The organism is Tenacibaculum aquaeponti (assembly GCF_057221555.1).
On record NZ_CM170147.1, the window covers coordinates 83000 to 109078 of the forward strand.

General features: G+C 27.4%; 27 protein-coding genes. 5 read left to right on the top strand and 22 right to left on the bottom strand.

Features of this window, described 5'->3' with window-relative positions; genetic code table 11:
- Window positions 1-28 precede the first annotated feature (28 nt).
- Together AC2TEO_RS00410 and AC2TEO_RS00415 are read right to left on the bottom strand one after the other, a co-directional pair.
- Window positions 29-2077, bottom strand: coding sequence for a M16 family metallopeptidase (locus tag AC2TEO_RS00410; RefSeq protein WP_442266210.1), 2049 nt, complete (start codon window positions 2075-2077; stop codon window positions 29-31).
- A 31-nt stretch (window positions 2078-2108) separates the two neighbouring features.
- Window positions 2109-3422 carry a M16 family metallopeptidase gene (locus tag AC2TEO_RS00415; RefSeq protein WP_442266211.1) on the bottom strand — a complete coding sequence of 438 codons (1314 nt, stop codon included), beginning with the start codon at window positions 3420-3422 and terminating at the stop codon, window positions 2109-2111.
- 234 nt (window positions 3423-3656) lie between these two features.
- On the opposite strand from AC2TEO_RS00415, the gene rplU reads away from it, so the two are divergent.
- Both rplU and rpmA read left to right on the top strand, forming a co-directional pair.
- Window positions 3657-4136 carry a 50S ribosomal protein L21 gene (gene rplU / locus AC2TEO_RS00420; protein WP_442266212.1) on the top strand — a complete coding sequence of 160 codons (480 nt, stop codon included), beginning with the start codon at window positions 3657-3659 and terminating at the stop codon, window positions 4134-4136.
- 22 nt (window positions 4137-4158) lie between these two features.
- On the top strand, window positions 4159-4419 hold the full coding sequence (gene rpmA, locus AC2TEO_RS00425; RefSeq protein WP_095071530.1) for a 50S ribosomal protein L27: 261 nt from the start codon (window positions 4159-4161) through the stop codon (window positions 4417-4419).
- 72 nt (window positions 4420-4491) lie between these two features.
- Here rpmA and AC2TEO_RS00430 read toward each other — a convergent pair whose 3' ends face one another.
- Entirely contained in the window at window positions 4492-5151 is a 660-nt protein-coding gene (locus AC2TEO_RS00430) for an HD domain-containing protein (protein ID WP_442266213.1), read from the bottom strand.
- 65 nt (window positions 5152-5216) lie between these two features.
- Window positions 5217-6224 (bottom strand): aspartate-semialdehyde dehydrogenase, encoded by a 1008-nt coding sequence (locus AC2TEO_RS00435; protein WP_442266214.1) that lies wholly within the window; start codon window positions 6222-6224, stop codon window positions 5217-5219.
- Window positions 6225-6419: 195 nt separating this feature from the next.
- Between AC2TEO_RS00435 and trhO the strand changes: the two genes are divergently transcribed.
- Window positions 6420-7460 carry an oxygen-dependent tRNA uridine(34) hydroxylase TrhO gene (gene trhO / locus AC2TEO_RS00440; protein WP_442266215.1) on the top strand — a complete coding sequence of 347 codons (1041 nt, stop codon included), beginning with the start codon at window positions 6420-6422 and terminating at the stop codon, window positions 7458-7460.
- 71 nt (window positions 7461-7531) lie between these two features.
- Here the strand turns inward: trhO and yidC are convergent, their stop codons facing one another.
- A complete protein-coding gene (gene yidC / locus AC2TEO_RS00445) occupies window positions 7532-9409 on the bottom strand; it encodes a membrane protein insertase YidC (RefSeq protein WP_442266216.1) in 1878 nt (625 codons plus the stop codon).
- A 172-nt stretch (window positions 9410-9581) separates the two neighbouring features.
- On the opposite strand from yidC, the gene AC2TEO_RS00450 reads away from it, so the two are divergent.
- Window positions 9582-9947: a cupin domain-containing protein gene (locus AC2TEO_RS00450; RefSeq protein WP_442266217.1), complete on the top strand. Its 366-nt coding sequence runs from the start codon at window positions 9582-9584 to the stop codon at window positions 9945-9947.
- 41 nt (window positions 9948-9988) lie between these two features.
- Here the strand turns inward: AC2TEO_RS00450 and AC2TEO_RS00455 are convergent, their stop codons facing one another.
- The 13 genes from AC2TEO_RS00455 to AC2TEO_RS00515 form a co-directional block, all read right to left on the bottom strand.
- A complete protein-coding gene (locus AC2TEO_RS00455; RefSeq protein WP_442266218.1) occupies window positions 9989-10204 on the bottom strand; it encodes a hypothetical protein in 216 nt (71 codons plus the stop codon).
- Between the two features lie 229 nt (window positions 10205-10433).
- On the bottom strand, window positions 10434-10631 hold the full coding sequence (locus AC2TEO_RS00460; protein WP_442266219.1) for a hypothetical protein: 198 nt from the start codon (window positions 10629-10631) through the stop codon (window positions 10434-10436).
- A 16-nt stretch (window positions 10632-10647) separates the two neighbouring features.
- Window positions 10648-10875 carry a hypothetical protein gene (locus tag AC2TEO_RS00465; RefSeq protein ID WP_442266220.1) on the bottom strand — a complete coding sequence of 76 codons (228 nt, stop codon included), beginning with the start codon at window positions 10873-10875 and terminating at the stop codon, window positions 10648-10650.
- Window positions 10876-11041: 166 nt separating this feature from the next.
- Window positions 11042-11842, bottom strand: a complete 801-nt coding sequence (locus AC2TEO_RS00470) for a hypothetical protein (RefSeq protein WP_442266221.1) — start codon at window positions 11840-11842, stop codon at window positions 11042-11044.
- Window positions 11843-11963: 121 nt separating this feature from the next.
- On the bottom strand, window positions 11964-12704 hold the full coding sequence (locus tag AC2TEO_RS00475; RefSeq protein ID WP_442266222.1) for a LytR/AlgR family response regulator transcription factor: 741 nt from the start codon (window positions 12702-12704) through the stop codon (window positions 11964-11966).
- Window positions 12697-14301 carry a sensor histidine kinase gene (locus AC2TEO_RS00480; RefSeq protein ID WP_442266223.1) on the bottom strand — a complete coding sequence of 535 codons (1605 nt, stop codon included), beginning with the start codon at window positions 14299-14301 and terminating at the stop codon, window positions 12697-12699. The genes AC2TEO_RS00475 and AC2TEO_RS00480 overlap by 8 nt, the downstream gene beginning before the upstream one ends.
- 297 nt (window positions 14302-14598) lie before the next feature.
- Window positions 14599-15240, bottom strand: a complete 642-nt coding sequence (locus AC2TEO_RS00485) for a response regulator (RefSeq protein ID WP_442266224.1) — start codon at window positions 15238-15240, stop codon at window positions 14599-14601.
- 68 nt (window positions 15241-15308) lie between these two features.
- Window positions 15309-17177, bottom strand: a complete 1869-nt coding sequence (locus AC2TEO_RS00490; RefSeq protein ID WP_442266225.1) for a sensor histidine kinase — start codon at window positions 17175-17177, stop codon at window positions 15309-15311.
- Window positions 17178-17762 (bottom strand): hypothetical protein, encoded by a 585-nt coding sequence (locus AC2TEO_RS00495; protein WP_442266226.1) that lies wholly within the window; start codon window positions 17760-17762, stop codon window positions 17178-17180.
- Window positions 17759-18886 (bottom strand): trypsin-like serine peptidase, encoded by a 1128-nt coding sequence (locus AC2TEO_RS00500; protein ID WP_442266227.1) that lies wholly within the window; start codon window positions 18884-18886, stop codon window positions 17759-17761. The genes AC2TEO_RS00495 and AC2TEO_RS00500 overlap by 4 nt, the downstream gene beginning before the upstream one ends.
- 111 nt (window positions 18887-18997) lie before the next feature.
- Complete coding sequence (locus AC2TEO_RS00505; protein ID WP_442266228.1) at window positions 18998-19156, bottom strand: hypothetical protein; 159 nt, start codon at window positions 19154-19156, stop codon at window positions 18998-19000.
- Between the two features lie 36 nt (window positions 19157-19192).
- Window positions 19193-19882 (bottom strand): ZIP family metal transporter, encoded by a 690-nt coding sequence (locus tag AC2TEO_RS00510; protein ID WP_442266229.1) that lies wholly within the window; start codon window positions 19880-19882, stop codon window positions 19193-19195.
- Window positions 19879-20604 (bottom strand): SAM-dependent methyltransferase, encoded by a 726-nt coding sequence (locus AC2TEO_RS00515; protein WP_442266230.1) that lies wholly within the window; start codon window positions 20602-20604, stop codon window positions 19879-19881. The genes AC2TEO_RS00510 and AC2TEO_RS00515 overlap by 4 nt, the downstream gene beginning before the upstream one ends.
- Window positions 20605-20710: 106 nt before the next feature.
- On the opposite strand from AC2TEO_RS00515, the gene AC2TEO_RS00520 reads away from it, so the two are divergent.
- A complete protein-coding gene (locus AC2TEO_RS00520; protein WP_442266231.1) occupies window positions 20711-21877 on the top strand; it encodes a THUMP domain-containing class I SAM-dependent RNA methyltransferase in 1167 nt (388 codons plus the stop codon).
- Window positions 21878-21910: 33 nt separating this feature from the next.
- Here the strand turns inward: AC2TEO_RS00520 and AC2TEO_RS00525 are convergent, their stop codons facing one another.
- The 4 genes from AC2TEO_RS00525 to AC2TEO_RS00540 all read right to left on the bottom strand — a co-directional run bounded on the left by AC2TEO_RS00525 (window position 21911) and on the right by AC2TEO_RS00540 (window position 26076).
- Window positions 21911-22678, bottom strand: coding sequence for a pentapeptide repeat-containing protein (locus tag AC2TEO_RS00525; RefSeq protein WP_442266232.1), 768 nt, complete (start codon window positions 22676-22678; stop codon window positions 21911-21913).
- Between the two features lie 111 nt (window positions 22679-22789).
- Entirely contained in the window at window positions 22790-23062 is a 273-nt protein-coding gene (locus tag AC2TEO_RS00530; protein ID WP_095071568.1) for an HU family DNA-binding protein, read from the bottom strand.
- A gap of 185 nt (window positions 23063-23247) precedes the next feature.
- Window positions 23248-24192, bottom strand: a complete 945-nt coding sequence (gene fmt / locus AC2TEO_RS00535; protein ID WP_442266233.1) for a methionyl-tRNA formyltransferase — start codon at window positions 24190-24192, stop codon at window positions 23248-23250.
- Window positions 24193-26076 carry a RecQ family ATP-dependent DNA helicase gene (locus AC2TEO_RS00540; RefSeq protein WP_442266234.1) on the bottom strand — a complete coding sequence of 628 codons (1884 nt, stop codon included), beginning with the start codon at window positions 26074-26076 and terminating at the stop codon, window positions 24193-24195.
- Window positions 26077-26079: the final 3 nt, after the last annotated feature.

The window sequence follows — 26079 nt, forward strand, 5'->3', positions numbered from 1 at the left end:
CTCTTTTAAACTTTTGGTAAGTTAGATTTTATTTAAAATCTGCATCAGATACACCTTCATTTAATTTAATCTCTTTTACGTCGAAATTTAATTCCATTGGCCCCATTTTTTGAATAATTTTATGAGGGAATTTAATTCCGTTAACTTCTTTATAATTTGAATAAGTAATTGGAACTTGTTGATCTCCTCTTGGAGTTTTTACAGTTTTCACAGTTTTTACTTTGTAACCAGTTTTAATATCGTAGAAAACTTCAGTGTTATTATATTTAATAACGTAAGCATTATTTCCATCGATAGATTCTATACGATCTAATTTACCAGACTTATAAATTTCATCTTCAAATGGAGTTTTGTTAGCTTTAGCTTCCTCTAATTGTTTATCATTAAACTCAAATTTACGACCTTGTTGTTCTGCATACCCTTTTTCACCGTCAAAAACATTTTTCATAAAAGTTTGTCCCATTCCAGTTAAAACTGTAACTGTTTTATTTGGTGCAGCATTTTTTGTAGTTAATACAACGTCAATTCCTTGAATTTTTCCATTAGCAACTGTCATAACAGATTTTACATTATCTATTTTATCTTTACCCCCAACAGCTTTAAAATAATTGTTAATTACTAAAGAAGCAGTCATTCCTTCTGGTATAGGTAAGCTCATTTCTGGTTTTGAAGTAGGATTACCTTTTTTGTCAAAATATTTTATAGCATAATCAGAAGTTTGTTCAAGATTTTTCAAAACATCAATTCCTTTACCAGTAATAAAGATTCTAGCTTTATCTCCTTTGAAGTATTTTATAGCAGCATTTTGAACATCATCTAAAGTTACCGAATTTATGTTTTCTAGGTATTTTTCATAAAAATCTTCAGGTAAATTATAGCGTGCAATATTTAAAGCATAATTAGCTACCGTTCTTGGTTTTTGAACATCTAACACAAAACTTCCAACATATTTAGCTTTTGCGTTTTTTAATTCTTCTTCTGAAACTTTTTGATAACGAATTTTGTTGATTTCTTTTTGCAATTCAACTACAGCGCTATCTGTTACCATATTACGAACACTAGCAGTAGCTCTAAATGTACCTGCATATCTACTTTGACTTAAACGAGAGTAAGAACCATAAGTATATCCTTTGTCTTCACGTAAATTCATAAATAAACGAGCAGTACCACCACCTCCTAAAATATTGTTAGCTAATAAACCTGCATAATAATCTTTATCGCCTAAAGTTAAATCAACATTATTTATTACAGCAATTTCAGATTGAACTGCATTTGGCATGTTAATGAAGTTAATTTCTGTAGTAGTAGGGTTGGTGGTTTTTGGAATTGTGTAAGCAGGAATAGATCCTTTTTTCCAATCACTAAATAATTTTTTAATTAGTTTTTTAGTTTCTTTAGGATTAATATCTCCAACAATAACTAAATAAGCATTATTAGGTCTGTAATATGTGTTATAATTATTTTTAACATCATCTAAACTAATGTTTTTAATAGATTCAGGAGTAGAGTATTCACCAAAAGGATGATTTTTACCATAAGTTAAATAATTTTCAACGCGTCTTGCAATAGCAGTAACGTTTTTTTCATTGTTTTTTAAGCTCTCAAGAGTTCTTTCGACTTCTTTATCAAATTCATCTTTTGAGAAAATAGGATTTTTTACTCCATCAGCCATTAATCCTAAAATTTCTGGAAAATATTTCTTTAATGAAGATGCAAAAGCGCCACTACTTGAAAAACCAACATTAGCTCCTAAATAATCTACTCTTTCATTAAAATCATCTTTAGAAATATTTTTTGTTCCATTTCCAAGTAATCCTCCTAAAAGACTAGATACCCCAACTTTATCTCCTTCGAAATAAGGTTTATTATCAATAGATAAACTTGCAGAAACTCTTGGTAATTTATGATTTTCAACCATTATGACTTGTAAGCCATTAGAAAGTTTAAATTTTTCTGGTTTACCTAATTTTACTTTGGGTGCTGGTCCTGGTTTTGGTTGTATATTTAAATCTCTTTGAGCATTTGTAGCAAAAATCATTGCTATAATAGCTACGAATGATAATATTTTTGTTTTCATGATGTTGTTTCGTTCTTTTTTGATATTGAAATTATTTCTTTTGCTCTGGTAAATATTCCATTACTAATCTTTGATTAGGATTTAAATACTTTTTAGCTACATTTCTAATATCTTCTCTGGTAATAGATCTGAAAATATCAATTTCAGTATTAATTAAATTAGTATCTCCATATAACATGTTGTAAGTGGCTAATGAACTAGCAATACCTTCAACGCTTGAGTTTGAACTTACAAATCTATTTTCGAATTGATTTTGTAATTTTTGGAAATCTTTTTCAGAAATTAATTCGTTTTGAAGTTTGATAATTTCTTCATCGATTTCTTTTATTAAATCATTTAATTTATTTTTTCCTAATGGTATTCCAAATAAGGCGTAAGTTCCATAATCTTCTTGACTCAAGTTTACAGCTTGAACAGCTAATGCCATTTTCTTTCTATCTACTAATTTTTTATATAAAACTGAACTTTTTCCTGTACTTAAATAAGAAGAAATCATATCTAAAACTCTAGAATCTCTAGTTTTCATAGAAGGAGTTCTATATGCAGCGATTACAGCAGGAATTTGGATATTAGGATCATAAGCTTTAGCACTGATTTGTTGAGTAATAGGATCTTCTTTAGGAAAGTTTTTTGTTATTTCTTTACCTCGTGGAATTCTACCAAAGTACTCTTTAATTAATTTTTTAGTTTCTTTTACATTTATATCACCAGCAACTACTAAAGTAGCATTATTTGGAACGTAAAACTTTTTATTAAATGCTAAAAACTCATCTAATGTAGCAGCGTCTAAATGTTCCATTTTTCCAATAGTGGTTCCTTTATAAGGATGCTTTTTAAACATGTGTTTTTTTACATTTTCCAATATTCTAGAATATGGTTGATTGTCTACACGCAATCTTTTCTCTTCTTTAACAACTTCATTTTGAGTATCTACACCATTTTGTTTAATAATTGGATGTAGTAAGCGTTCAGATTCCATCCAAAGACCTAATTCCAAATTGTTTGAAGGGAATACTTCATAGTAATAAGTTCTATCATCCGTTGTATTAGCATTATTACGCCCGCCATTAGAAGAAACAATTTTAGACCAATCTCCTTTTTTTATATTTTTTGTTCCTTCAAATAAAAGATGTTCAAAAAAGTGAGCCATTCCGGTTCTATCTGCTTGTTCATCTTTAGCACCAACATGATACATAACCGAAGTTACAACAACTGGAGCAGATTTATCTTGATGCAAAATTACATGCATACCATTATCTAAATTGTACTCTTCAAATTCTACTTTTTGTGCTTTAGCAGTGAAAAAGGCAGCCACAGTAGCTAGAGTTAATATTGTTTTTTTCATTAGTTAAAATTTGTTTTTTCAGTGATTTGGGAGTTTGACGCGATTTGAATCAAATTGTTACACCATTTTTGTAATTTTAAATTTATTTTAGTTTTGTAAAGATAAGTACTATTAATGACTTATTAATTTTATTGGTTTAAGATCTTGTTATACAGAATAAAAAATGTATATTTGCAGCCGCATTTCATAAAGAAATGTGTTAAGTAATTAAAAATAAACGCAAAACAAATTAGTATGTACGCAATCGTAGAGATAGCAGGGCAGCAGTTTAAAGTAGCAAAAGACCAAAAAGTTTACGTTCACCGTTTACCAGAAGCAGAAGGATCTAAAGTAACTTTTGATAAGGTAATGTTAATTGATGACAATGGTAGTGTAACTATTGGCGCCCCAGCTATAGAAGGTGCAGGTGTAACTGCAAAGATTTTAGGACACTTAAAAGGAGACAAAGTAATCGTTTTCAAGAAGAAAAGAAGAAAAGGTTACAAAAAGAAAAATGGTCACCGTCAATACTTAAGTGAAATCCAAATCGAAAGTATTGCTGCTTCAGGCGTAAAAGCTGCTCCTAAAAAAGAGGAAGCTAAAGAAGCAAATACAGAAACTAAAGAACTTGGTTCTATGACTGTTGCAGAGTTAAAAGCTCTTGCTAAAGAAAGAGGTATCACTGGTTATACTTCTTTAAAGAAAGCTGAATTAATTGAAGCTTTAAGTAAGTAATTAATTTTAAAAACTTAGAAAGATGGCTCATAAGAAAGGTGTCGGTAGTTCGAAGAACGGTCGTGAATCGGAATCGAAACGTTTAGGAGTAAAGATTTTTGGAGGACAAGCTGCTATTGCAGGTAACATTATTGTTCGTCAAAGAGGAACTCAACATTACCCAGGTGAGAATGTTTACATGGGGAAAGATCATACTTTACATGCTAAAGTTGATGGGGTTGTACAATTCCAAAAGAAGAGAGATAACAGATCTTATGTTTCTATACTTCCATTTGAAGCTTAAGAAACTTAGATTTTCGATATAAAAAACGCTCAATCATTGATTGAGCGTTTTTTATTTTTATAATACTTGCATTTAAATTTCAGCATTCCATTCATTATAAAATTGTTGTAAGAAGTTTTCCATATAAGAATGTCTTTGCTCTGCCATCTTTTTACCAGCCGATGTATTCATTTTATCTTTTAATAATAACAGTTTTTCATAGAAATGATTAATTGTTGGGGCAGTAGACTTCTTATATTCTTCTTTAGACATATTTAAGTTAGGTTTAATTTTAGGATCATATAAGACTCTATTTTTAAATCCACCATAATTAAAACATCTTGCAATTCCTATAGCTCCAATTGCATCTAAACGGTCGGCATCTTGTACAATATCTAATTCTATTGACTTAAACTCTTGTGTAAAGTTCCCACCTTTAAAAGAGATATTTTCAATAATTTTTATGACGTGTATTATGGTATTTTCTTCAACTTCTTGTGTTTCTAAAAATGTTCTAGCTTTTTTAGGTCCGATTGTTTCATCTCCATTATGAAACTTACTATCTGCTATATCATGTAATAAAGCACCTAACGCTATAATTAAAATATCTCCTTGTTGTTCTTGTTTAGCTATTTTCATAGCATTTTTATAAACACGTTCAATATGAAAAAAATCATGTCCGCCTTCAGCATCTTGTAATACTGATTTAACATGATTTATGGTGTTATTAATAACTTCTGTAGTTCTGTTCATAGTTCAAAAATAAAAAATCCTACTAGTGATAGTAGGATTTTAATAAAATTTATAACTAATAAAAGTTATACTGTTAAAGCACTTTTAATTAAATTTTTTTCTACCAAATACTCAGCAATTTGAACAGCATTTGTTGCTGCACCTTTTCTTAGATTATCTGAAACTATCCATAAGTTTAATGTATTTGCTTGTGATAAATCTCTACGAATTCTACCAACAAATACTTCATCTTTACCATGAGCGTTTAATGGCATAGGATAATCATTATTTTCAATATCATCTTGAACAATTACTCCTGGAGTTTCTGATAAAATTTGTCTAACTTCATTTAATTCAAAATCATTTTCAAACTCAATATTCACAGACTCTGAATGTCCCCCAACTACAGGAATTCTTACAGCTGTAGCTGTAATTCCTATACTAGCATCGTTTAATATTTTATGTGTTTCTCTAGTTAACTTCAATTCTTCTTTAGTATAACCAGCTTCTTCAAAAACATCACAATGTGGTAATGCATTTTTATGGATAGGGTGTGGGTAGGCATTTTCTCCTTCAACACCATTAACTTCGTTTTCTAATTGTTGCACAGCTTTTACACCAGTTCCTGTAATAGATTGATATGTAGAAATTACCAATCTTTTTATATTATATTCTGCATGTAAAGGAGCTAAAGCCATTACCATTTGAATAGTAGAACAGTTTGGGTTAGCAATAATTTTATCACTTTCAGTTAGTTCGCTTGCGTTAATTTCTGGTACTACTAACTTTTTAGTAGGATCCATTCTCCAAGCAGAAGAATTATCAATTACTGTTGTACCTACTTCAGCAAATTTAGGAGCCCATTCTAAAGAAGTACTTCCACCAGCAGAAAATAAAGCGATATCTGGTTTTAAGTTCACTGCATCTTGTAACCCGATTACATTATATGTATTTCCTTTGAAGGTCATTTCCTTACCTACAGAACGTTCTGAAGCAACTAAATATAACTCGCTAATATTAAAGTTTCTTTCTTTTAAAATTTGTAACATTACATTACCTACCATTCCTGTTGCACCAACTACAGCTACTCTCATGATGAAATATATTTTTTATACTTTGATTTTAAATTTATTACTACAAATTTCAGTATTTTTTTCTTTAAATACAATATTAAAAGTGTAAAATATTTACATTTTGTTTAATTTTAAACAAAATGATCTATTGGAAATAAAAACTAAAATTCTGTACATTTGCAGCTTAAAATATTGTTTAACTTAAAAAGGTATAGCATGCAACTGTACAACAAGTTAAGCGCAGAAGAACGCGCTAAATTAATTGACGAAGCGGGCAAAGACCGTCTTACTATTTCTTTCTATCAGTATTTCAAGATAGAAAACCCACAGATTTTTAGAGATAAATTATTTATAGAATGGAATGCTTTAGATGTTCTAGGTAGAACCTATGTTTCATATGAAGGAATTAATGCTCAAATTTCTGTACCAGCTGAGAATTTTCTAGCATTAAAAGAGCAATTAGATAGTATTTCTTTTTTAAAGGATATTAGATTAAATGTTGCTGTTGAGCAAGACAATAAATCTTTCTTAAAACTTAAAGTAAAAGTTAGAAAGAAGATTGTAGCAGATGGTTTAAATGATGATACGTTTGATGTAACTAATAAAGGAGTGCATTTATCTGCTGAAGAGTTTAATAAAATGTTAGAAGATCCAAATACTGTTTGCGTAGATATGCGTAATCATTATGAAAGTGAAATAGGTCATTTTAAAGGTGCTGTTACGCCAGATGTAGATACATTTAGAGATTCTTTAGATATTATTGAGGAGGATTTAAAAGAGCATAAAGAAGATAAGAATCTTTTAATGTATTGTACAGGTGGAATTCGTTGTGAAAAAGCTTCTGCATATTACAAACACAAAGGATTTAAAAATGTTTTCCAGTTAGAAGGAGGAATTATTGAATATACAAGACAAGTAAAAGCAAAAGGTTTAGAGAATATGTTTTTAGGAAAGAATTTTGTTTTTGATCATAGAAGGGCAGAACGTATATCGGATGATGTAATTTCTAATTGTCATCAGTGTGGTAAAGCTTGTGATGCACATACAAATTGTGCTAATGAAGGTTGTCATTTATTATTTATTCAATGTGATGAATGTGCTGAGAAAATGGAAAATACCTGTTCTCCAGAATGTCAAGAAATTATTCATTTACCATTTGAAGAGCAAAAAGCTTTGCGTAAAGGGAAACATGCAAGTAATAAAATATTCAAAAAGGGAAGATCTGAAAAACTTAAATTTCAAAAAAGTAATAGTTAATATAAACTATTTATTCTATAAAAAAGCCACATCATTGATGTGGCTTTTTCTATATAAATAAACTAACTGTATTATTTTTTCTTTTGAGCTCTGCGTTGTGCTTCTTGTTGTTCTTGAGCTTGTTTCATTGCAGTATCTAAACGCTCTCTAAATTTACTCTTTTTAACAGGTTTCTTTTTGTTTTCTTCTATTTGAGCATGAATCTTTTTTTCGTCGATTACATAATTTTTAATAACAAACATTATTGCAATAGTTAATAAGTTTGAAACGAAATAATATAAACTTAATCCACTAGCATAATTGTTAAAGAAAAATAACATCATAATAGGAGAGAAGTAGATCATATATTTCATCATTTTACTCATATCTGGCATTCCTTCTTGTGGTGGAGCTTGCATTGCAGATTGTTGACTTTGGTTCATTTTCATGTAAAAGAAAATTGCAACAGAAGCTAAAATTGGAAATAAACTAATATGATCTCCATAAAAAGGAATCTTGAAAGGAAGTTTAGCTATAATGTCATATGAAGACAAATCTTTAGCCCATAAGAAAGCTTTCTGACGGAAATCTATATTAGTAGGGAAAAACTTAAATAAAGCAAAAAATACTGGCATTTGTAACAATGCAGGAATACAACCAGACATCATACTTACCCCGGCTTTACGTTGTACAGCCATAATTTCTTGCTGACGTTTCATTGCGTTTTCTGTACCAGGATACTTTTTATTGATTTCTTCCATTTCTGGACGAATCACTTTCATTTTAGCACTAGATAAATACGATTTATATAATACAGGTGATAAGATAATTCTAACAACGATAGTCATTAAAATAATGATAAGCCCATAGTTTCCTAAGAATCCTTTTAATACATTGAATACAGGATAGAAAATAGTTCTGTTTAAGAATCCAAAAATTCCCCAACCTAAATCTGAAATTTCATTTAAATCTGTTCCCTTATATGTGCTTAATAAATTATAATCTGTTGGTCCGTAATACCATTCCATATTATAATTTAATTCACCATTTTTTAAAGCTAAAGGTGTGTTTAAGCTAAATGTTTTAGTGTAAATACTATCTTGATCTTCACCTAAATAGTCAACAGATTTTAATTTAGCATCATTAAAAGGAGTGTCTGTTAATAAAGCAGTAGAGAAGAAATGTTGTTTATAGGCAACCCATTCTACATTATTTACAACTTCATCATCTTTCATTTGTAAATAATCTACGTCACTATCTTCTTTAAAGTAATAGTATGTATACATATTTTCTGTACGCATACTTTTTTCCTTACGCAAAGATTTTAATTTCCAATCTAAGTTAATATTCTGAGAACTATTAATTACGTTACTTAAACCTTGTGAACGAACAGCAAAACCAATTCTGTAGTCGTTTGGTTTAATTTCGTAACGATATTCTAAATACTGACCTTCAGAAACTTTAAGTTTCATAGAAAGCACAGTGTTTTCTCCATTTTTCGTTTTTTCTGGAGCAAATAATAAATCTTGAGTGTTTAAAGTACGATTATCTGTTGTACCAAAATTGATATTAAAATTTGCATTTTTATTATTAATAATATGTAGAGGTAAAGAATCGTAAGTCTTATAATTCTTAATTAAAGCCTTAGTAATTTGTCCTCCTTTATTATTTATAGTTAATTGAACTAATTCATTTTCAATTACTGTTTCACCATCTTTTCCATTAATGGCACTATGAGCGAATGCTCCTAATTGATTTTTAAAAGCAATTTGTTGTAAAGAATCATTTACTACAATGTTTTTAGTCTTTGTTGTGTCTAAAACAGTATTTGTAGTAACTTGTTCTGTTGTTGTAGTGTTTAGTTTTTCAGCATCAACTTCAGGCTTATTAGAATTTAAATACCATAATAAAATTCCACCTAATAATAACATTCCTATGAATGAGTTGAAATCAAATTTTTTTTCTTCCATCGATATACGTTAAATGTCAACTTGTCATTTACTCAAAAAACTGAGTAATAAAACGCGACAAATGTAGCAAAACTACATCTTATTTCAGTTGTTTAGTTATAATTAATTTATGTCATATATATAGCGCAAACTATGTTCCGTTTTTTAAATTTGTTAAAACTAAATTATTGAAATGGCAAAAAAGTATACAATTCAAAAATCTCCTTTTGTAGTTCCAACAACAGATGGAAAATTAATTGAAGAACATTTTGGTAATGCTACCGATGGAAACTCGAAAGTAAGTATTGCACATATGATTGCTCCTGCAGGATGGGCTGAACCTTTTCAAACTCCAGAATTTGATGAATTTACTTATATAATTAAAGGAAAGAAACAATTTATTATTGATGGAGAAACTATAATATTAGAAGCAGGACAATCTATCAAAATAGAAAAAAACGTTAGAGTACAGTATTCAAATCCTTTTAAAGAAGAATGTGAATATTTAGCTGTTTGTTTACCTGCATTTTCTATTGATTTAGTTAATAGAGAAGATTAAAAATTAAACGGTGAAAAAGCTCACCGTTTGTTATTTTGATTTTAAAAACCTACAAATCTACATTCATATGTTCCTGGTGTAGGATTGTTGTCTAAACAAGGACCACATTCTGTAAATGGATTTGTACAAGAATTTTGACAAGCTCTAAGAGAATGATAATCACAAGTAGAAGCAATAGGTACAGGATCAAATCCACCTAAAATTTCTAATTGTTTTTGTTTACTTAGTTTTTTCCCGATTTCGAATACTTTTTTCATATTTAAGACTTTTTAGAAAATTAATATTCTGTGATTATTTTAAAGACATTCACAGTTTCATGTCTATTTCTTCGCGATAAGAATATTTTAAAGCTAAACTTTTAAATTCAATTATTAATAATCAATTAGTTAATATTTATTTAAATATTTATCCTTTTTATAAAAAAAAGATATACTCCATATTAGAGGAGTATATCTTCAAATAAAATTTTCTTTTCATTAAGTTTTTTTATTCACAAGTGCCAGTTAAACAGCAATGTGTTTCTGCTGTTCCTAAGCAACATCCATTAGAAAGAGAAAAACCACCACAAGATGTACATTGTTGAGCAGAATATTGAGGACAAGTTCCTCTTCCAAAACCCCCACTAATTTGTTGTTGTTCTTTTCTATTTAATGCTTTACCTAAATTTAATATTGAATTTTTCATAAAGATTGTTTTTTGTTTACTTGTGGTTAATTATATCTATACATTGAAACTCAGAAGAAACATGATCAAATGGTCCATTAGGTCCACAGAAAATTTGCACACATTCTTGGTTAGAAGGACAACCAGTACCACATGTACTATTTCCGCAACCATTTGGAAGAATTGCTGAAATAATCCCACCTGTTATTTCTTTTTGCTGTTTTTTGTTCAACGTTTTCCCTAGATTTAAAATTGTTTTTCTCATAAGTGTTGATTTTTAATTATTATGAAGTAAAAATTCAATTAATAAGTTCAACAAGCAATATGAAATTCAAAAGTGTATTATTTTTTTTCAAAAACGTTCTTATTAAAAAAGAGAATTCAATTTTCGAGTTCTCTTTTTAATAAATTTATACTTTGTAGGTTATTTACTATTGTAAAAATATATGAAAATTAATTAGTAAATATTCTGGATAAATACAGTTTGTTTCATTTATATAGGGCCTTGCTACTATGACATTATCATTTAGTATATCTAAATAACTAGTATTTATCATATAAGTTTCTGTTACACCATTATCATCGCTTCGACTAGAAACTGTTGATGAATGATGATATCCAAAATTAAAACTATTATGATTTAATGGATGTGCTGTAGATGTAATTGAATAAGGTAAATTAATATTTATTAAAGGAGATAATCCTTCAGGAAAATATAATTCTATACAGTTTTGTTCTAAAACAGATTGTAAAAAGAATTGTACAGCAATTTCTGTTAGGTTTACAGTTCCAGGAAACAAGCAATCTCCTAAGTCATCTTCACAAGTGATTAATGGTTTTGGAGGTGATTGTGTTCCGTGTATTGGGTCTCTATCGGGAGGAGATAAGTCGATATGTTCTCTAAGAATATTTAAGAATTCAGTTTTAAAATTTAAATTAGAATCTTCTCCAATTAATTCATTTAAAGTAATTGTTTCTCGTCCTTGTAAGTGATTAAATAATTCTATCCTGTTCGAAGATTCTTTCATTATAACTTGTGCACTTATGTAAGAAATCCATTGTAGTTTCTTTTGAAAAATACTTATAGTATCTATTTGAAAAGAATTAATAAGTTTTCCGTGTAATTCATATTTTTGTTGTTCATTAGTGAAAATTTCTAAATCATTAGCGTCATTATTACAAGCGATAGTAATAAATATAATACAAACAAAAAGTAATTTTGTTATTTTCATTTTACTAGATTTTTATATTTGAATGATCTGACAAATTACGAATTACAGATTTTGATTAAAATATCAATTTTAAATAGGTATTTATAATTTTCAAATTTGTTGTTGTGTTTTTCAAATGTGATTAAAATATTTTGTCAAGTGTATAATCTTTTCTTCTGGATGAAACTGGGATTTTTATTTCGTTTTTAAGTACTAAAAACCCTTTTTTATTATATTTAATTACATGTTTTTTATTTACCAAATAAGATTGATGGCAACGAATAAATTTTTGTTCAGATAACAATTCTTCTACTTTTTTAGCAGATTTTGTAATTACAATTTTATCTGTAATTGCTGTGTAAAAAGTAGTGTAATTACCATCAGATTTACAATATAATATATCATCTTCATGAATGGCAAATACTGTATCGGCAGTTTTTAAAACTATACGTTTATTTGTGCTAATTTCATTAAAAAAATCATTAGTAACTTCAATAGATTTCTCTAATTCATTTGTTCTGGTGTTTTGTAGTATTGCTCGTTCTACTGCTTTTACAAATTCTTCATCATCTATAGGTTTTAATATATAATCTAAGGCTCCAACTTTTATAGCTTTAATGGCATGTTTATCATAACCCGTAATAAAAATGATTTCAAAATCTTTGTAGGCTAATTGATTTAAAATATTAAAAGCAGTTTGTTGTCCTAAATTAACATCAAGAAATAGTAAATCTGGTTTTTCTTTTTCTATAATTAAAACTGCATCATCAACATTAGATGCTTCGCCTGTAACGTTAATTTTATTATAGAAGTTTTGTTGTATCTTTTTGTTAATATCGACTCTTACATGTTCTTCATCATCAATTATTATTGCTTTAATCATTATCTGAGAGTTTGTATGGTATTTCAAATGTTACTAGAACACCTGATTCTTTTGATTTATTTTTGATTGTAACTCCTTTTTTTATAACCTTCTTTAAATAACTATCTATAAGTTTTGTTGAAGATATTTTTGAGTTTTTTTTATAGTCAGATAATCCATTTCCGTTATCTTCAATTGTACATAACAAAGTTTCATTTTTACGAGCTAAATGTAATGTAACTCTTCCCAGATAATTTATATCTGATAAACCATGATCTATACTGTTTTCAATAAAAGGTTGAATTAACATTGGTGGAATGAAGATTAAATCATCTTGTTCTAAATTTATTAAATTAAGTTGAAAATTAAAGGTTTCAGGAAAACGCAATTGTTGTAATTCTATAAATTTTTGTAAAGCTTCTATTTCTTCATTTAACTGAATATAGTTTTGTGTTGAATTTTCAAGAATTAATCTTAGTAAACGAGAAAATTTTAAAAGATATTTGGTTGCTAATTTAGGCGTTTCTTCTATTTTGTTTTGAATAGCGTATAATGTATTGAATGTAAAATGTGGATTCATTTGTAATCTCAATAGGCGTTGTTGCATTTGTAAATTTTGCTTTTCAAATTTGTATTTACGTTGCTTGTAAAATAAATATCCAGAAGTAATAAAAATTACCACAAGTACCATTAAACCATATAATCTTTTTAAATTTTTTATTTCTAGTTCTTTTTTTTCTGCAATAATTTTCTTTTCTCTTTCAGACGCTTTTTTTAGTTCAATAAGTTCATTTTCAATTTTTTTATTATACTTATTTTTTTGATAGCTGTATAAGCTATCTAAGTTTATGTTTACTTGATCGATATTTTTATCTGTTAAAAATGAAAGGTGAAGTTGTGTTTGTAAAATGCTACGAATAGTTGTAGATTTTATGTTGTTATCTATTAAGTTTTTAGCCGAATCTAGATGTTTTTTAGCCTTTTGAAGTTTTTTTAAATGAATATAACTTTCTGAAATATTTTTATGTAATCCTGCAATTTCATTTTTTGAATTTATATTATTTGTGCTTTTTGATAAAAAATACAAAGCTTTTAAATAATATTTTACTGAATTAGCGTAATCTTTCTCGTAAAATTTATGAATACCAAGTTCTCTAAATAAATTATGTTTAGTGTTCGTATTCAGTTTGTTTTCAAGTTTAGAAATACTATCTAGTAAAAAAAAAGCTCTATTTTTATTGTTTAATTTGAACTCATATTGAGCTTGAATGATAAAATCTTCGCTAATATCATTTCTGTTATTTTCTTCTTGTAATTTTGCCTTTATTTGAAGTTTATTATGTTTTAGAGCTTGTTTAATATTACCATTACTTTTGTAAGTGTTTTCAAGCATGTACTGGTAATATGAATCTTCATTTCGTACTAATTTTTTATAATCATTTATTACAGTAAAACAATCTCCATAGTTTCCTTGTTCATTATGAAACTTCCAACAATTAAAAAAATATTTTAATTCAAGTCTGTTTTTAATACTATCTTTTACAAAATCTTTGGCTTTGTGAAAATATATGGCAGCGGAGTCATGAGATTTTTTGAATCGATAATAATTAGCCAGCATGTAATTATTCTTAGCTTGAACAGAATCACTAATAAAGGGATAAAGCTTAATTAAACTGCTAACTTTATTTAACTTTATTAAAGTAGAATCTCTGTTTTTAAAAGCCTTTTTATGAAGATGTTTAATTTCGTTTAGTACTTCTGATTTATTTTTTTTAGGAGTACAGGCATAAACAAAAAATGTTAGTGTTAAAAAAAAACACAGACGTTTTAACATAGTAAGATACTTGATTGATCAGACTAAGTTATGAAATTTAAGCGTAAAAAAAATTTAAAAAAGTTAGAAGTAGAAGAGTAGTTAAAATTGATATTTCTTATCGATAGCATACTTTACCAATTCATTTCCGCTATTTAAATTTAATTTTCGAATCATGTTTTTTCTGTGTGTATCAACAGTTGTTTTAGCGATAAAAAGATCTTCAGCAATTTGCTTAGATGTTTTACCATTAGCAATATGTTGTAAAATTTCTTTTTCTCTATTAGATAAAACAATTTTATCTGATTTACCAATAGTTACATTTTTATCGATGTAATCATTCATAAAATTAAAAGCTACGTTAGGATCAAAAAAAGTATTGCCTTCAGCTATAACTTTAATAGCTTTTGATAACATTTTTATTCCAGAGTTTTTTAATAAATATCCTGAAGCACCGGCATCTAACATTTGTTTTATAGCATCAGGTTGATCAAACATAGTTAAAGCCAAAACTTTAATATGTTTAAATCTAGATTTTATAATTTTTGTAGCAGCAATACCATCCATTTTAGGCATTCTAATATCAGTAATAACTAACTTCGGTTGTTTTAATTCTACAAGTCTAATAAGTTCTTCACCATTGTTTACACTGCCAATTATTTTGACTTCTTCATCATATTCAAAAAAAGACTTCACTCCATCAATCAACATTTGATGATCTTCTGCAATAACGATTGTTGTCATGTTTTTCAGATTTGTTTTACTCAAATATAATAAACCGTAATAGTATTGAATTACTTACTGCTAGGTATTTAAACAGGGATATTCATTATAATTGAAGTACCGCTTTTTGAAGAAGAATCTATTTGAAAAGTTCCTTCTAAATGTTCTATTCTTTTTTGAATAGAATGTAATCCCATTCCTGTTTTAGCTTTAATTTTTTTAGGATCAAATCCTTTTCCATTATCTTCAATTATGATATTTAAAGCATCATTAAACTGAGAAATATTTATGGTTGCTTCACTAGCCTCTGCATGTTTAATAATGTTTGTTGTAAGTTCTTGTATAATTCTAAATAAAGTAAGTTCTGTATTTGTATTTAATCGTTGCTCTAAGCCAAAATCTATAATTTCAATTTTTAATTGATTTGCAGCAGAAATTTTTTCAGCCATAATTTTTATAGCTACTAATAAACCTTGATTAGCAATTACGCCTGCATTTTTAGCATGAGCTATACTTCTGACTTTTAGATAAGTTTCATCAATTAATTTTTCAGTTTTTTCATACAATTCATCTTGATTGAAATGTTTTTTTTCTCTATTTAGTTTTAAGTTTTCAAAATGAAGTTTTAAAGTAGCCAGAACACTACCAATATTGTCGTGTAAATCTTCAGCTATACGAACGCGTTCTTTTTCTTGTCCAGTAACCATTGCATTGATGGTGTTAATTTCTTGTTCTTTAAGTAGTGTGAGGTTTTTCTGTTTTTCTAATTCTTTTTGTTGTTCTGCCAATAAGCGTTTTTTTCTAGAGTTTTTTAGGTTTAAATATGCTATAATTCCGCCTAACAAAAGAAAGATTAATGACCCGTAAAATAAACCCAAAGTTTCTTTTCTCTTTTGTTCACTGATTAGACTTTTTTGTTTGGCCTTAATTAACTCTTTTTCTTTTTCTAAAGTTTTGTATTTGACGTCAATATCATTTAAATCAATGTCTTTTTTATATTCATTTAGTTTTTCTTTGTGAGAGTTTGCTTTTTTTAAATAGGTAAAGGCACTTTTATAATCTTTAATTTTAAAGTAATTTTTAGCCAGCAGATCATTGAATTTGACTTTTTCAATTAACCTGTAAGAAGGAATTTTAATTTTACTTGCTTTATCATAAAATATTAAAGCCTGTTTAATCTTTTTTTGATCATATAAAGAAGAAGCTATATTAACGTATAAACCAAATTTTTCAATGTTGAAGATATATGAATTTTCATTTTCAATATATTTTAAAGCTGTTTGATAATTTTCTAACTCCTTTTTTTTATTTAATAATCTGAAATATAATATTCCAATAAATTGATAATACTTACAGATTAAAATTTTGTTTTTAGTTTTTAAAGCTGTTTTTATATTTATTTTAAAATTAGTTAAACTTTTTTGTATGCTATCTTTATTAAATTCATGTATAATTTTAAAATAATTATAGGTAGCACTATCATTTACATTTAATAAGTTTTTTCTGTAGATCTTTAAATATTTAGGAAGCAGATTTAAGTTTTTTCTATTTTTAAAAAGTTGAAATAATATTTTTTTTACACTTTCAGAAATTAGTACTGAATTATTAAGAGTAATTGCTTTATTTAAAGCTAAATTATACTTATCAAAAGAAAGACTGTCTTGAGATATTATTGAATTTAAATAAAAATCACCTAAAATTATATTTTTTAGTACTAATTCTCCTTCTTTATTATTAGTTTTTTTTAAGAATAAGGTATCTATTTTTCCTTTAGATTTAAGTTTCTTCTGAAAATCGATATAATTAAACTCAATAGAAGATAGTTCATCGGAGAAGTGTGATGAACTATCTTTTATAAAAACAATATCATTATTGTTTAGTTTATCTAAAAGTTTATTAAAACTTTGAGTGTAAACAAAGCAACTTTTGATGAGTATTATGAATATGATTTTTTTCAATTAATTATTTGTTATCATTACAGATTTACATATTCTCTCATCAATTACTGGTTTATAAATTTTGCAATTTTTATCTGGCATTCCTGTTTTTATTGAATCTGCTTCGTTGTTATAGAAAATATGTATGTCTAAATTTTCATTTTTCTTAAAATCAAAAACTTTTTTAATAGGTAGTTCGGTTACTCTTTTATCTTTACCTTTCTTTATTTCTTTTAATCTAAATTTTATGTGATGTGTAATTACTTGATCTTCATTTGGACAGGCTCTTAAATATTCTGCGCTAACTAAAGAATATTTTTCGCAATTTTTAATTTCTGCTAAACGAGCTAATAATCTAATTTTAGATTTATCATTAATATTTGAATCTGGTTTAGCTAATAAGACAAAGTCATGTGTTAAATCAACATGAATCATTTGATATTGATCTTTCTTATTTGTATTAAACTTTAAGCTAAAATCATTTGAACCATCTTTATCCATTCTGCCTTCTGTATTTTCACATTTTAAACATGAGCAGTTCATTAATATAATAATAGTTGTTGAGTAGAAAAAGATTTTTAATAAATGTTTATAAAGATTTCTCATTGTTTTATGTTTAATTTAGTTAATAATTCCCTTAATCGTCCTATTTTAAAAATTTTTTCGCCTTCACATAAACTATAATTACATATTCCCCATGTTTTACAATTTCTTCTTTCGCTTATTCTAAAAATTACAGAGCTTCCTCCAGATAATATGCCTATAACTTCATTTTTTTGATTAAAAACTGGTGATCCAGAATTTCCACTGTGAGCATCAATTTTGGCAATGAAATAATTTCCAATTTTATTTTTTAGTTTAGCATCATCACTAAATTTCATAGGTAATCCTAATGGATGTCCAAGTAAATATAGGTTTTCATCTGTGTTATAATCATATTCAAGATTGAATTTTAAATGACGTTTTTGCGGTAACTTTTTCCAAAGACCTTTAATTTTTAAAACAGCATAATCTTCTCCTAGTTTTCCTATATGAATTAATTTTATACGATAAATATCATTTTTATTAATAGTCTTTCCGTAGTTATCTCCTGTTTTAATGTAGTTAAAAGCTATTCGCATTTTACTCAGGTTTTTATCTTTAACACAATGAGCCGCTGTTAAAATATATTTATCAGAAATAGCAAAAGAAGTACAGGAGTTTGTAAGAGAAGGTTGTTTTATAAATCTAATAGAATTACAAAGATTATAATATCTCCTCTGTAATGTTTTAGTATTTAAAATATATTTTTTATTCATTTTAAATATAAACGGAGCAGTTTTTAATAAAGAATCATTTTCTTTTTTAAATTTTAAGAAGCCTTCATAATTATCATTAAAATCTTCATAGTTTACTAAAATTCCAACACCTTGCGCATTTTGTTTTACCTTAGAGTAAATAACATCTTCTATGTCTAATCTATTATCGTAATCGTAAATAGATATAGCTTGTTTAATTTTGTCAAATGATATTAAATTAGCAATTTCAGAGTATTTATCTTTTATGATTAAAGATTTTAAAGAATCATTTAATGGTATTATAGAATCTTTTCGATGGTATAAAATCTTCTTTAATTCTTCATAAGAAAAATTTTTCTGAAGATCTTTTATTGTATATTTTTCTTGAGAAAAAGTATGAAAATAAAATAATACAAATGTTAAATATGTTAATTTAATAATAGAACTAGACATTCTAACTTCATTGTTTGATTCGTTGATTTTTCAAAATTAGTTTCTTTTAAATACCTATTATATACCTATAAATAGGTATATTTTTTTACTTATTTTTAAGTAAAATTACGTTTAGTGGTCAATATTTATACTTCCATCTTTAGATTCAGGAACCATTGGATCAAAGGGGAGATTGAGATTGTTCACTTCTATATTCTCATCTGAAATATCAATATAACTAGTAAAAACTAATGCAAATAAAAATAGAGTTAGGAGTAGTGTTTTTTTCATATTTTAATTTTTATCCAACTAAAATATTAAAAAAAACTAGTGTAAAGTAAAAATAGTCAGTATAATACCTAATAAAATAGCTGTGAATTTTTGAAGATTGAATTTGTGATTTTCAGAGCTTTCAAATAAAATAATTGTAGAAATATGTAAAAATACACCTATAATTAACGAGGTAATTTCTTGATGATAATGTTGTATCCAGTTTATGGTTTCTCCTAAATAATAACCAATAGGACTCATGAGGCTAAATAAGAAAAGGAAGAAGAAAGTTTTTAATTTTGAAAACTTAGAATGTAAAAAGAAAGTAGTTAAAATTATGGCAATAGGTATTTTATGAACAACTATAGCCCATAGTAAATTATCATTTGAATTATGAATAGGTAAGCCTTCTGAAAAAGCATGTAATGATAAACTGATAAAAAGTAACCATGGAAAAGTGTTAGAGTTAGAGTGTAAATGCACATGTCCATGTTCTGCTCCTTTAGAGAAAGATTCTAAAATAGACTGGATTAGGATTCCTATTAAAATTAAAATACCGAAAGTGTGTAATCGGTGCTCGTCTTGAGTATTCGTGTATACCTCAGGAAGTAAATGTAAAATGGTTACAGATAATAAATATGAACCACTGAAAGCTAGTAATAATCTAGTGTATAGTTTGTTAGGTTTTTTATAAAGTACAAATATACCTCCAAATAAAACAGCTCCAATTAAGAGTAAATAACTCATTTAGCTACTAAAATTAATCGATTAGAATTTTGTTCCTCAAAAGGGTTTAAATTGTAATCGCCAAAAGTATCAATAATTTCTAATCCCACAGTATCAAAGTACCTTTTCATTTTATCAAAACTTAAGAATTTAACTTTTTCTGTATATGAATGTTTTTTGCTATCAGCTTTAAAATTAATATGCTTAAAGATAAATCCGTCTTTAATTTCACGTTTTATATGAAATTCGATATTGTCAATAGTTTTTATTTCTTGTTTTACAAGTAATTGTTCTGTTCTAATAACATTTAAAAAGTCCAAAACTAAAACTCCATCTTTTTTTAATCCAGATTTCATTGCTTTTAAAACCTGAAGATCTTCTTTATCATCATCAAAATAACCAAAACTTGTAAATAGATTAAAAATAGCATCGTATTTATTTTCAAGCATTTTACGCATATCCCAAACTTCAAAGCTTAAAGTGTCATTTTCAAATTTTTTTGCGTAATCAATGCTGTTTTTACTTAAATCACCTCCGGTTACTTTATATCCTAAAGAATTTAAAAAAATTGAGTGCCTTCCTTTTCCACAAGGTAAGTCTGCTATATGAGCAGAAGCAGGTAACTGTAAATGCGCTGTAATATTTTTCATAAATACTTGCGCATCTTCATCATTTCTGTGCTTGTATAATGTATGATAATATGGTGTGTCAAACCATGAACTGAACCAATCTTTTGTCTTCATAAATAATATGGACGCAAAAGTAATGAAAACTTACATTTTTCTTTCCTGAATTATTATCTAAAAACACAATAATTAAAATGTATTTTTGCAATCTAAGACAGCGTAGATGGATAAAGATTTTAAAATGGTTGCGACAACCATTTCTGGGCTAGAAGGTGTTTTGGCCGATGAGCTAAGAAAACTAGGTGCTAGAGAGGTAAAAGAAGCAATTAGAAGTGTACATTTTAGAGGAGATAAAGGTTTTTTATATAAAGCAAATATTGCATTAAGAACAGCAATTAGAATTTTAAAACCTATTAAACGTAGTAAAGTTTTTGATGAAGAAGATTTATATGAAGCAATTCAACGTGTTAAATGGGAACGTTTACTAGATGTAGATGGTACTTTTGCTATAGATGCTGTTGTTTATTCTAGAAATTTTACATCTAATTCTCATTATATATCATTAAAATCTAAAGATGCTATTGCAGATTATTTTATGCATAAGTATCAAAAAAGACCGAATGTAGATTTAAAATACCCAGATGTAAAGATTCATATTCATATTCATAAAGAATGGTTAACAATTTCTTTAGATAGTTCAGGTGAATCGTTACATAAAAGAGGATACAGAAGTGCAACTAATATAGCGCCAATTAATGAGGTTTTAGCAGCTGGATTAATTTTGCTTTCTGGATATAAAGGAGAAGAAAACTTTATAGATCCGATGTGTGGTTCTGGAACTTTATTGATAGAAGCAGCCATGATTGCAAATAATATTCCTGCAAATATCAATAGAAAACATTTTGCTTTTGAAAATTGGAAGGATTACGATGAGGATTTATACTTTATAATTCAAGATTCTTTATTGAAGAAAATTCGTAATGCACATTTTAAAATTATGGGGTTTGATAAAGCTCCTTCTGCTGTAAAGAAAGCAAAGCAAAATATAATTAATGCTAATTTAGAAGAGTTTGTGGGAGTTCATCATGTGAACTTCTTTAATTCTAAAAAAGAAGTATTTGGTAAAACTACAATATTGTTTAATCCACCTTATGGTGAGCGTTTAAATATTAATATTGAAGAATTTTACAGAAGCATTGGTGATACTTTAAAACATGGATATCCTAATTCTACTGCTTGGTTAATTACTTCTGATTTTAATGCTTTAAAGTTTGTAGGGTTAAGAACATCTAAAAGATTACCTATTAAAAACGGTGATTTAGATTGTCGATTTGTAAAGTATGAGCTTTATGAAGGAAGTAAAAAAACAAAGAAGTTTAGCGAGAGCTAAACTTCTTTGTTTTAGGTAAAATGGTTTACTTATTTATTTCTTGAATAAATAGCTGTTAAAACTTCTGCCATTTATTTTAGTGTATTTAGAATCAATATCGTAATTCACAATCATATTTTTTATATCAAACTCTCCAGATACTTCCATGTACTTGATATTTAAATCTTCTTCGAATTTTACATTATTAAAAGAAACCCCTCCGTTAAATTCTGTATACTTAAATGTTGTTGTTTCTTGAAAAATTGAATTAGCAAAACTTACAAATTTTCTAAATTTTGCATATTTAAAAGTAGCTGGTTCATCAAAGTTTGTGTTTTTAAAGCTAATATCTTTATCAAAAGAGGCATATTTGAAAGTAGTATCTTCTAAAAATTTAGAGCCACTGAAATCTGTATTGTATTCGAAGTCAGAGTATTTGAACATCGATTTTCCTTCGAAGGTACAATTTCTAAATGTTACATCATCTTCAAAATTAGCAACAAACGTATATCCGCTATCTTCATGAGGTATGTATGCCAAAACATCATCCTCAAAAACACAATTAATAAATGAAATTTTACTTACAATTTGTTTTTCAATAGTATTTGAACCACCATTATTCCACCATCTCTTTCTTTTGGGTAGATTTGGTAAAGCTTTATTCATATAGGTTAAATCTAAAACCCCTACTATGGTAGCGTTAGAAATAGTTATATTTTCTTCTTTTTCTATAGTCTTTAAAATTTCTGTTGCATTTACAGTTTTTTGTGCGATTAATAAAGAACTTGTAAAAAGTAGTAGTAATGTTGTAATTGTTCTCATGATTTAAATAGTTTACTTATTTATTCTAAAGACAATAACTCTTTTAATATGTTACAAAAAAAACGTCCAATATAAAATTGGACGCCTGTATACTTGTTTAGTGCTTGATTATTAGTTTACAGAATCACTTAAACCAGCACCTGCTTTAAATTTTACAACATTCTTAGCAGCGATTTGAATTTCTTTTCCAGTTTGAGGGTTTCTTCCGCTTCTTGCAGCTCTTTGAGAAACTGACCAAGTTCCCCAACCAACTAAAGCTACTTTATCACCTTTCTTTAAAGCGCTAGTTACATTGTTAGTTAAAGAATCTAATGCAGCTTTAGCAGCAGCTTTAGAAATTCCTGCATCAGCAGCCATTGCGTCGATTAACTCAGACTTGTTCATAATTTGTAGATTTTAAAATTAATTAATAAATTTTTTGCTTTAACGCTTAACAAATATAGATTTAATGGGGTATTGTGCAAGTTACAGCTCTAAAAAACCAAGATTTTGTTAATAAAAACCCTTGATTTGTTAATAACCATAAGGAAAAAAAGTTAAAATACGCTGTATCCCTTATGAATAAAGGGTTACAGCGCCTTAGCTTTATCAATAAATGTAAATCCATTTAATAAACTAGCAGCATCTAGTTTTTTCTTACCAGAAATTTTTATTTCATTAATAATTAAGAAGCCATCTTTAACCGCTACTTTTATTTCTTTCTTGGTTGTTAATATTGTGCCTATTTCAATATTATGATTCTCTTTTTGCTTTGAAACTCCATAAATTTTTGCGGAAATCTCATCTTCACCATTTATTATTGTAGTCCAAGCTGCAGGGTATGGATTTAATCCACGAATATGATTATAGATTTCGTTTAAAGATTTAGACCAATCTATTTTACAATTGTGAGGAAATAATTTAGGTGCAGCTTTTTCTTCTAGTTCAGGCTGTTTTGTTGTTGTTACATTTTCCGAAGCAATTAAGTCGACAGTTTCTACAACTAAATCGGCGCCTAAATACATTAATTTGTCATGTAGTTCACCAACGATTTCATTGGGAGTAATATCAATTTCTTTTTGTAAAATAATTTCTCCTGTATCAATTTTATCATCAATAAAGAAAGTAGTCACACCTGTTTTGGTTTCACCATTTATTATAGCCCAATTAATTGGAGCTGCACCTCTGTATTCAGGTAGTAAAGATGCATGTAAATTAAATGTACCATATTTTGGCATTTTCCAAACCACAGTGGGTAACATTCTAAACGCGACTACAATTTGTAAATCGGCATTTAAATCACTTAATTCTTGAACAAATGAATCAGCTTTTAAGTTTTTTGGTTGTAAAACTTTAAGGTTTTGAGAAACTGCATATTTTTTTACTGCAGACTCGTTAAGTTTTCTTCCTCTACCAGCAGGTTTATCAGGAGCTGTAATTACTCCAATAATAGTGTAGTTTTGCTCTACAAGTTTTTTTAAAATGGTAACTGCAAAATCTGGAGTTCCCATAAAAACAATTCTTAAATCTTTCATTTATACAAGTAAATACGTGTTATAATTTGTTACTTTAATTTTTTCTTCCGCAAGTAATTTTCGCAAATGTATTAAAATGTCTCTTTCTTTATAATTTAATATTTGACAGATTTCTCTTGAAGATATTTCTGTTCGTTCTTTAATAAGATTTAATATTTGAGATGAGACATCAATAATTTTTTCTTTTCTTAAACAAACATCGCATGTGTTACATACTTTAGGATTTTCTTCTCCAAAATAGGAGAGGAGTTGAACACTTCTACAAACAGTATCATTTTCAATAAATTGAATTAGGTTTTTAATTTTTTCATGCTTATAACTTAATAGCTGGGTAATTTTCTTGGATGACCTATTTATTGTTAAATCATCTTCTCTTGGATGTAAAAAATATAAAGTACTGTTTTTTGAAGATTTTTTATAATTAATAATTTGATCTATATGTAATTCATTGAGAATATCAATAACTCTCGTAGAAGTAATTCCTACAAGTTTTCCAATAGTGAATTCATTTATTTGTACTTCTTGTTCAAATAATCCACCATACATTCGTAAAAGTGTATCAATAAACTTAATTTTCTTACCATTAGCAGACTTATAAGAATTTAATTGATTATGATGAATTAAAAATTGTAATGTAGATTTCTTCTGACTAAAATGATTTAACTCAATAATCCCAAAGTTATTCAATATTTGAAGGATGTTAAATACTTTTCTGGTAGGTAAGTTATATACATTACAGAATTCTAAAATATTAAAATCGAAGCCTGTTTCTACCAATTCTCCTTTTGCGATTTGATAGTACTGATATAATTTAGCGTGAGTAAATTTTATTTCTTTTAGAGTAGGTTGAGAACTTTCAAAAAGATTTAAAGTAAGTTTTATATCACTTTCATTCGTTAATGTTATAGCATACGAATTGTCACTATTCCTTCCAGCTCTACCGGCTTCTTGTACATAGTTTTCTATAGAACTAGGAATATTATAATGTATAACAACTTTAACATCCGGACGATCTATTCCCATACCAAAGGCATTTGTGGCTACCATAATAGGAGTTCTGTTAGTCATCCAACCTTTATAAGCTACTTCTTTTTCTATAGCTGATAAACCAGCATGATATGAAGCAGATTTAAAACCATTTGCATTTAAAAAGTTTGAAATTTCTACAGTTTTTTTTCTAGAACTCACATAAACTATTGCAGGAGATTTTATTTTGGTAAATATTTCTTTGAGTCTGTATAATTTATCTTCACTCTTTAAAATACGATAGCTTAAGTTTGGTTTATAAAATGACTTTTTAAAAAGAATAGGTTCTTTTAACTGTAACGTACTATCTATATCTACTAAAACTTTTTTGGTAGCTGTAGCAGTTAAAGCTATAATCGGCGTATCGTTTTTTAGTTCTTTTAAAATAGATAATTCTGCGTACGATGGTCTAAAATCATGTCCCCATTCAGAAATACAGTGAGCTTCATCAATAGCGAAAAAAGAAATTGGTAATTGTTTTATTTTTTCTTGAATGAATTTAGATTGAATTCGTTCTGGAGATAAGTATAAAAATTTATAATTTCCAAATTTAAGATTATCAAAAATACGAACGACTTCATCTTGAGAACTTCCAGCAGGAATATGAAAAGCTTTAATCCCTTTTGCATCTAAACTATTAATTTGATCGTTAATTAACGCAATAAGAGGAGAAACTACAACACAAATTCCTTCTTTTATAAGCGCAGGAATTTGATAACATATTGATTTTCCTCCACCAGTTGGAAGTAAAGCTATTGTATCTTTATCATTTAAAACAGATTCAATTATTTCTAATTGTTGTGTTCTAAATGTATCAAAACCCCAATATCTTTTTAATATATCTACTGGGCTATTCACGAT

Coding starts and splice junctions, on each gene's coding strand:
- yidC (WP_442266216.1), bottom strand. CDS start 9,409: ATGGAAGAAAAAAAATTTGATTTCAACTCATTCATAGGAATGTTATTA.
- AC2TEO_RS00455 (WP_442266218.1), bottom strand. CDS start 10,204: ATGAAAAAAGTATTCGAAATCGGGAAAAAACTAAGTAAACAAAAACAA.
- rplU (WP_442266212.1), top strand. CDS start 3,657: ATGTACGCAATCGTAGAGATAGCAGGGCAGCAGTTTAAAGTAGCAAAA.
- AC2TEO_RS00475 (WP_442266222.1), bottom strand. CDS start 12,704: ATGATTAAAGCAATAATAATTGATGATGAAGAACATGTAAGAGTCGAT.
- AC2TEO_RS00515 (WP_442266230.1), bottom strand. CDS start 20,604: ATGAAGACAAAAGATTGGTTCAGTTCATGGTTTGACACACCATATTAT.
- AC2TEO_RS00470 (WP_442266221.1), bottom strand. CDS start 11,842: ATGAAAATAACAAAATTACTTTTTGTTTGTATTATATTTATTACTATC.
- AC2TEO_RS00430 (WP_442266213.1), bottom strand. CDS start 5,151: ATGAACAGAACTACAGAAGTTATTAATAACACCATAAATCATGTTAAA.
- fmt (WP_442266233.1), bottom strand. CDS start 24,192: ATGAAAGATTTAAGAATTGTTTTTATGGGAACTCCAGATTTTGCAGTT.
- AC2TEO_RS00500 (WP_442266227.1), bottom strand. CDS start 18,886: ATGTCTAGTTCTATTATTAAATTAACATATTTAACATTTGTATTATTT.
- AC2TEO_RS00510 (WP_442266229.1), bottom strand. CDS start 19,882: ATGAGTTATTTACTCTTAATTGGAGCTGTTTTATTTGGAGGTATATTT.
- AC2TEO_RS00495 (WP_442266226.1), bottom strand. CDS start 17,762: ATGAGAAATCTTTATAAACATTTATTAAAAATCTTTTTCTACTCAACA.
- trhO (WP_442266215.1), top strand. CDS start 6,420: ATGCAACTGTACAACAAGTTAAGCGCAGAAGAACGCGCTAAATTAATT.
- AC2TEO_RS00415 (WP_442266211.1), bottom strand. CDS start 3,422: ATGAAAAAAACAATATTAACTCTAGCTACTGTGGCTGCCTTTTTCACT.
- AC2TEO_RS00480 (WP_442266223.1), bottom strand. CDS start 14,301: ATGCTGGCTAATTATTATCGATTCAAAAAATCTCATGACTCCGCTGCC.
- AC2TEO_RS00435 (WP_442266214.1), bottom strand. CDS start 6,224: ATGAGAGTAGCTGTAGTTGGTGCAACAGGAATGGTAGGTAATGTAATG.
- AC2TEO_RS00520 (WP_442266231.1), top strand. CDS start 20,711: ATGGATAAAGATTTTAAAATGGTTGCGACAACCATTTCTGGGCTAGAA.
- rpmA (WP_095071530.1), top strand. CDS start 4,159: ATGGCTCATAAGAAAGGTGTCGGTAGTTCGAAGAACGGTCGTGAATCG.
- AC2TEO_RS00525 (WP_442266232.1), bottom strand. CDS start 22,678: ATGAGAACAATTACAACATTACTACTACTTTTTACAAGTTCTTTATTA.
- AC2TEO_RS00450 (WP_442266217.1), top strand. CDS start 9,582: ATGGCAAAAAAGTATACAATTCAAAAATCTCCTTTTGTAGTTCCAACA.
- AC2TEO_RS00530 (WP_095071568.1), bottom strand. CDS start 23,062: ATGAACAAGTCTGAGTTAATCGACGCAATGGCTGCTGATGCAGGAATT.
- AC2TEO_RS00505 (WP_442266228.1), bottom strand. CDS start 19,156: ATGAAAAAAACACTACTCCTAACTCTATTTTTATTTGCATTAGTTTTT.
- AC2TEO_RS00460 (WP_442266219.1), bottom strand. CDS start 10,631: ATGAAAAATTCAATATTAAATTTAGGTAAAGCATTAAATAGAAAAGAA.
- AC2TEO_RS00465 (WP_442266220.1), bottom strand. CDS start 10,875: ATGAGAAAAACAATTTTAAATCTAGGGAAAACGTTGAACAAAAAACAG.
- AC2TEO_RS00410 (WP_442266210.1), bottom strand. CDS start 2,077: ATGAAAACAAAAATATTATCATTCGTAGCTATTATAGCAATGATTTTT.
- AC2TEO_RS00485 (WP_442266224.1), bottom strand. CDS start 15,240: ATGACAACAATCGTTATTGCAGAAGATCATCAAATGTTGATTGATGGA.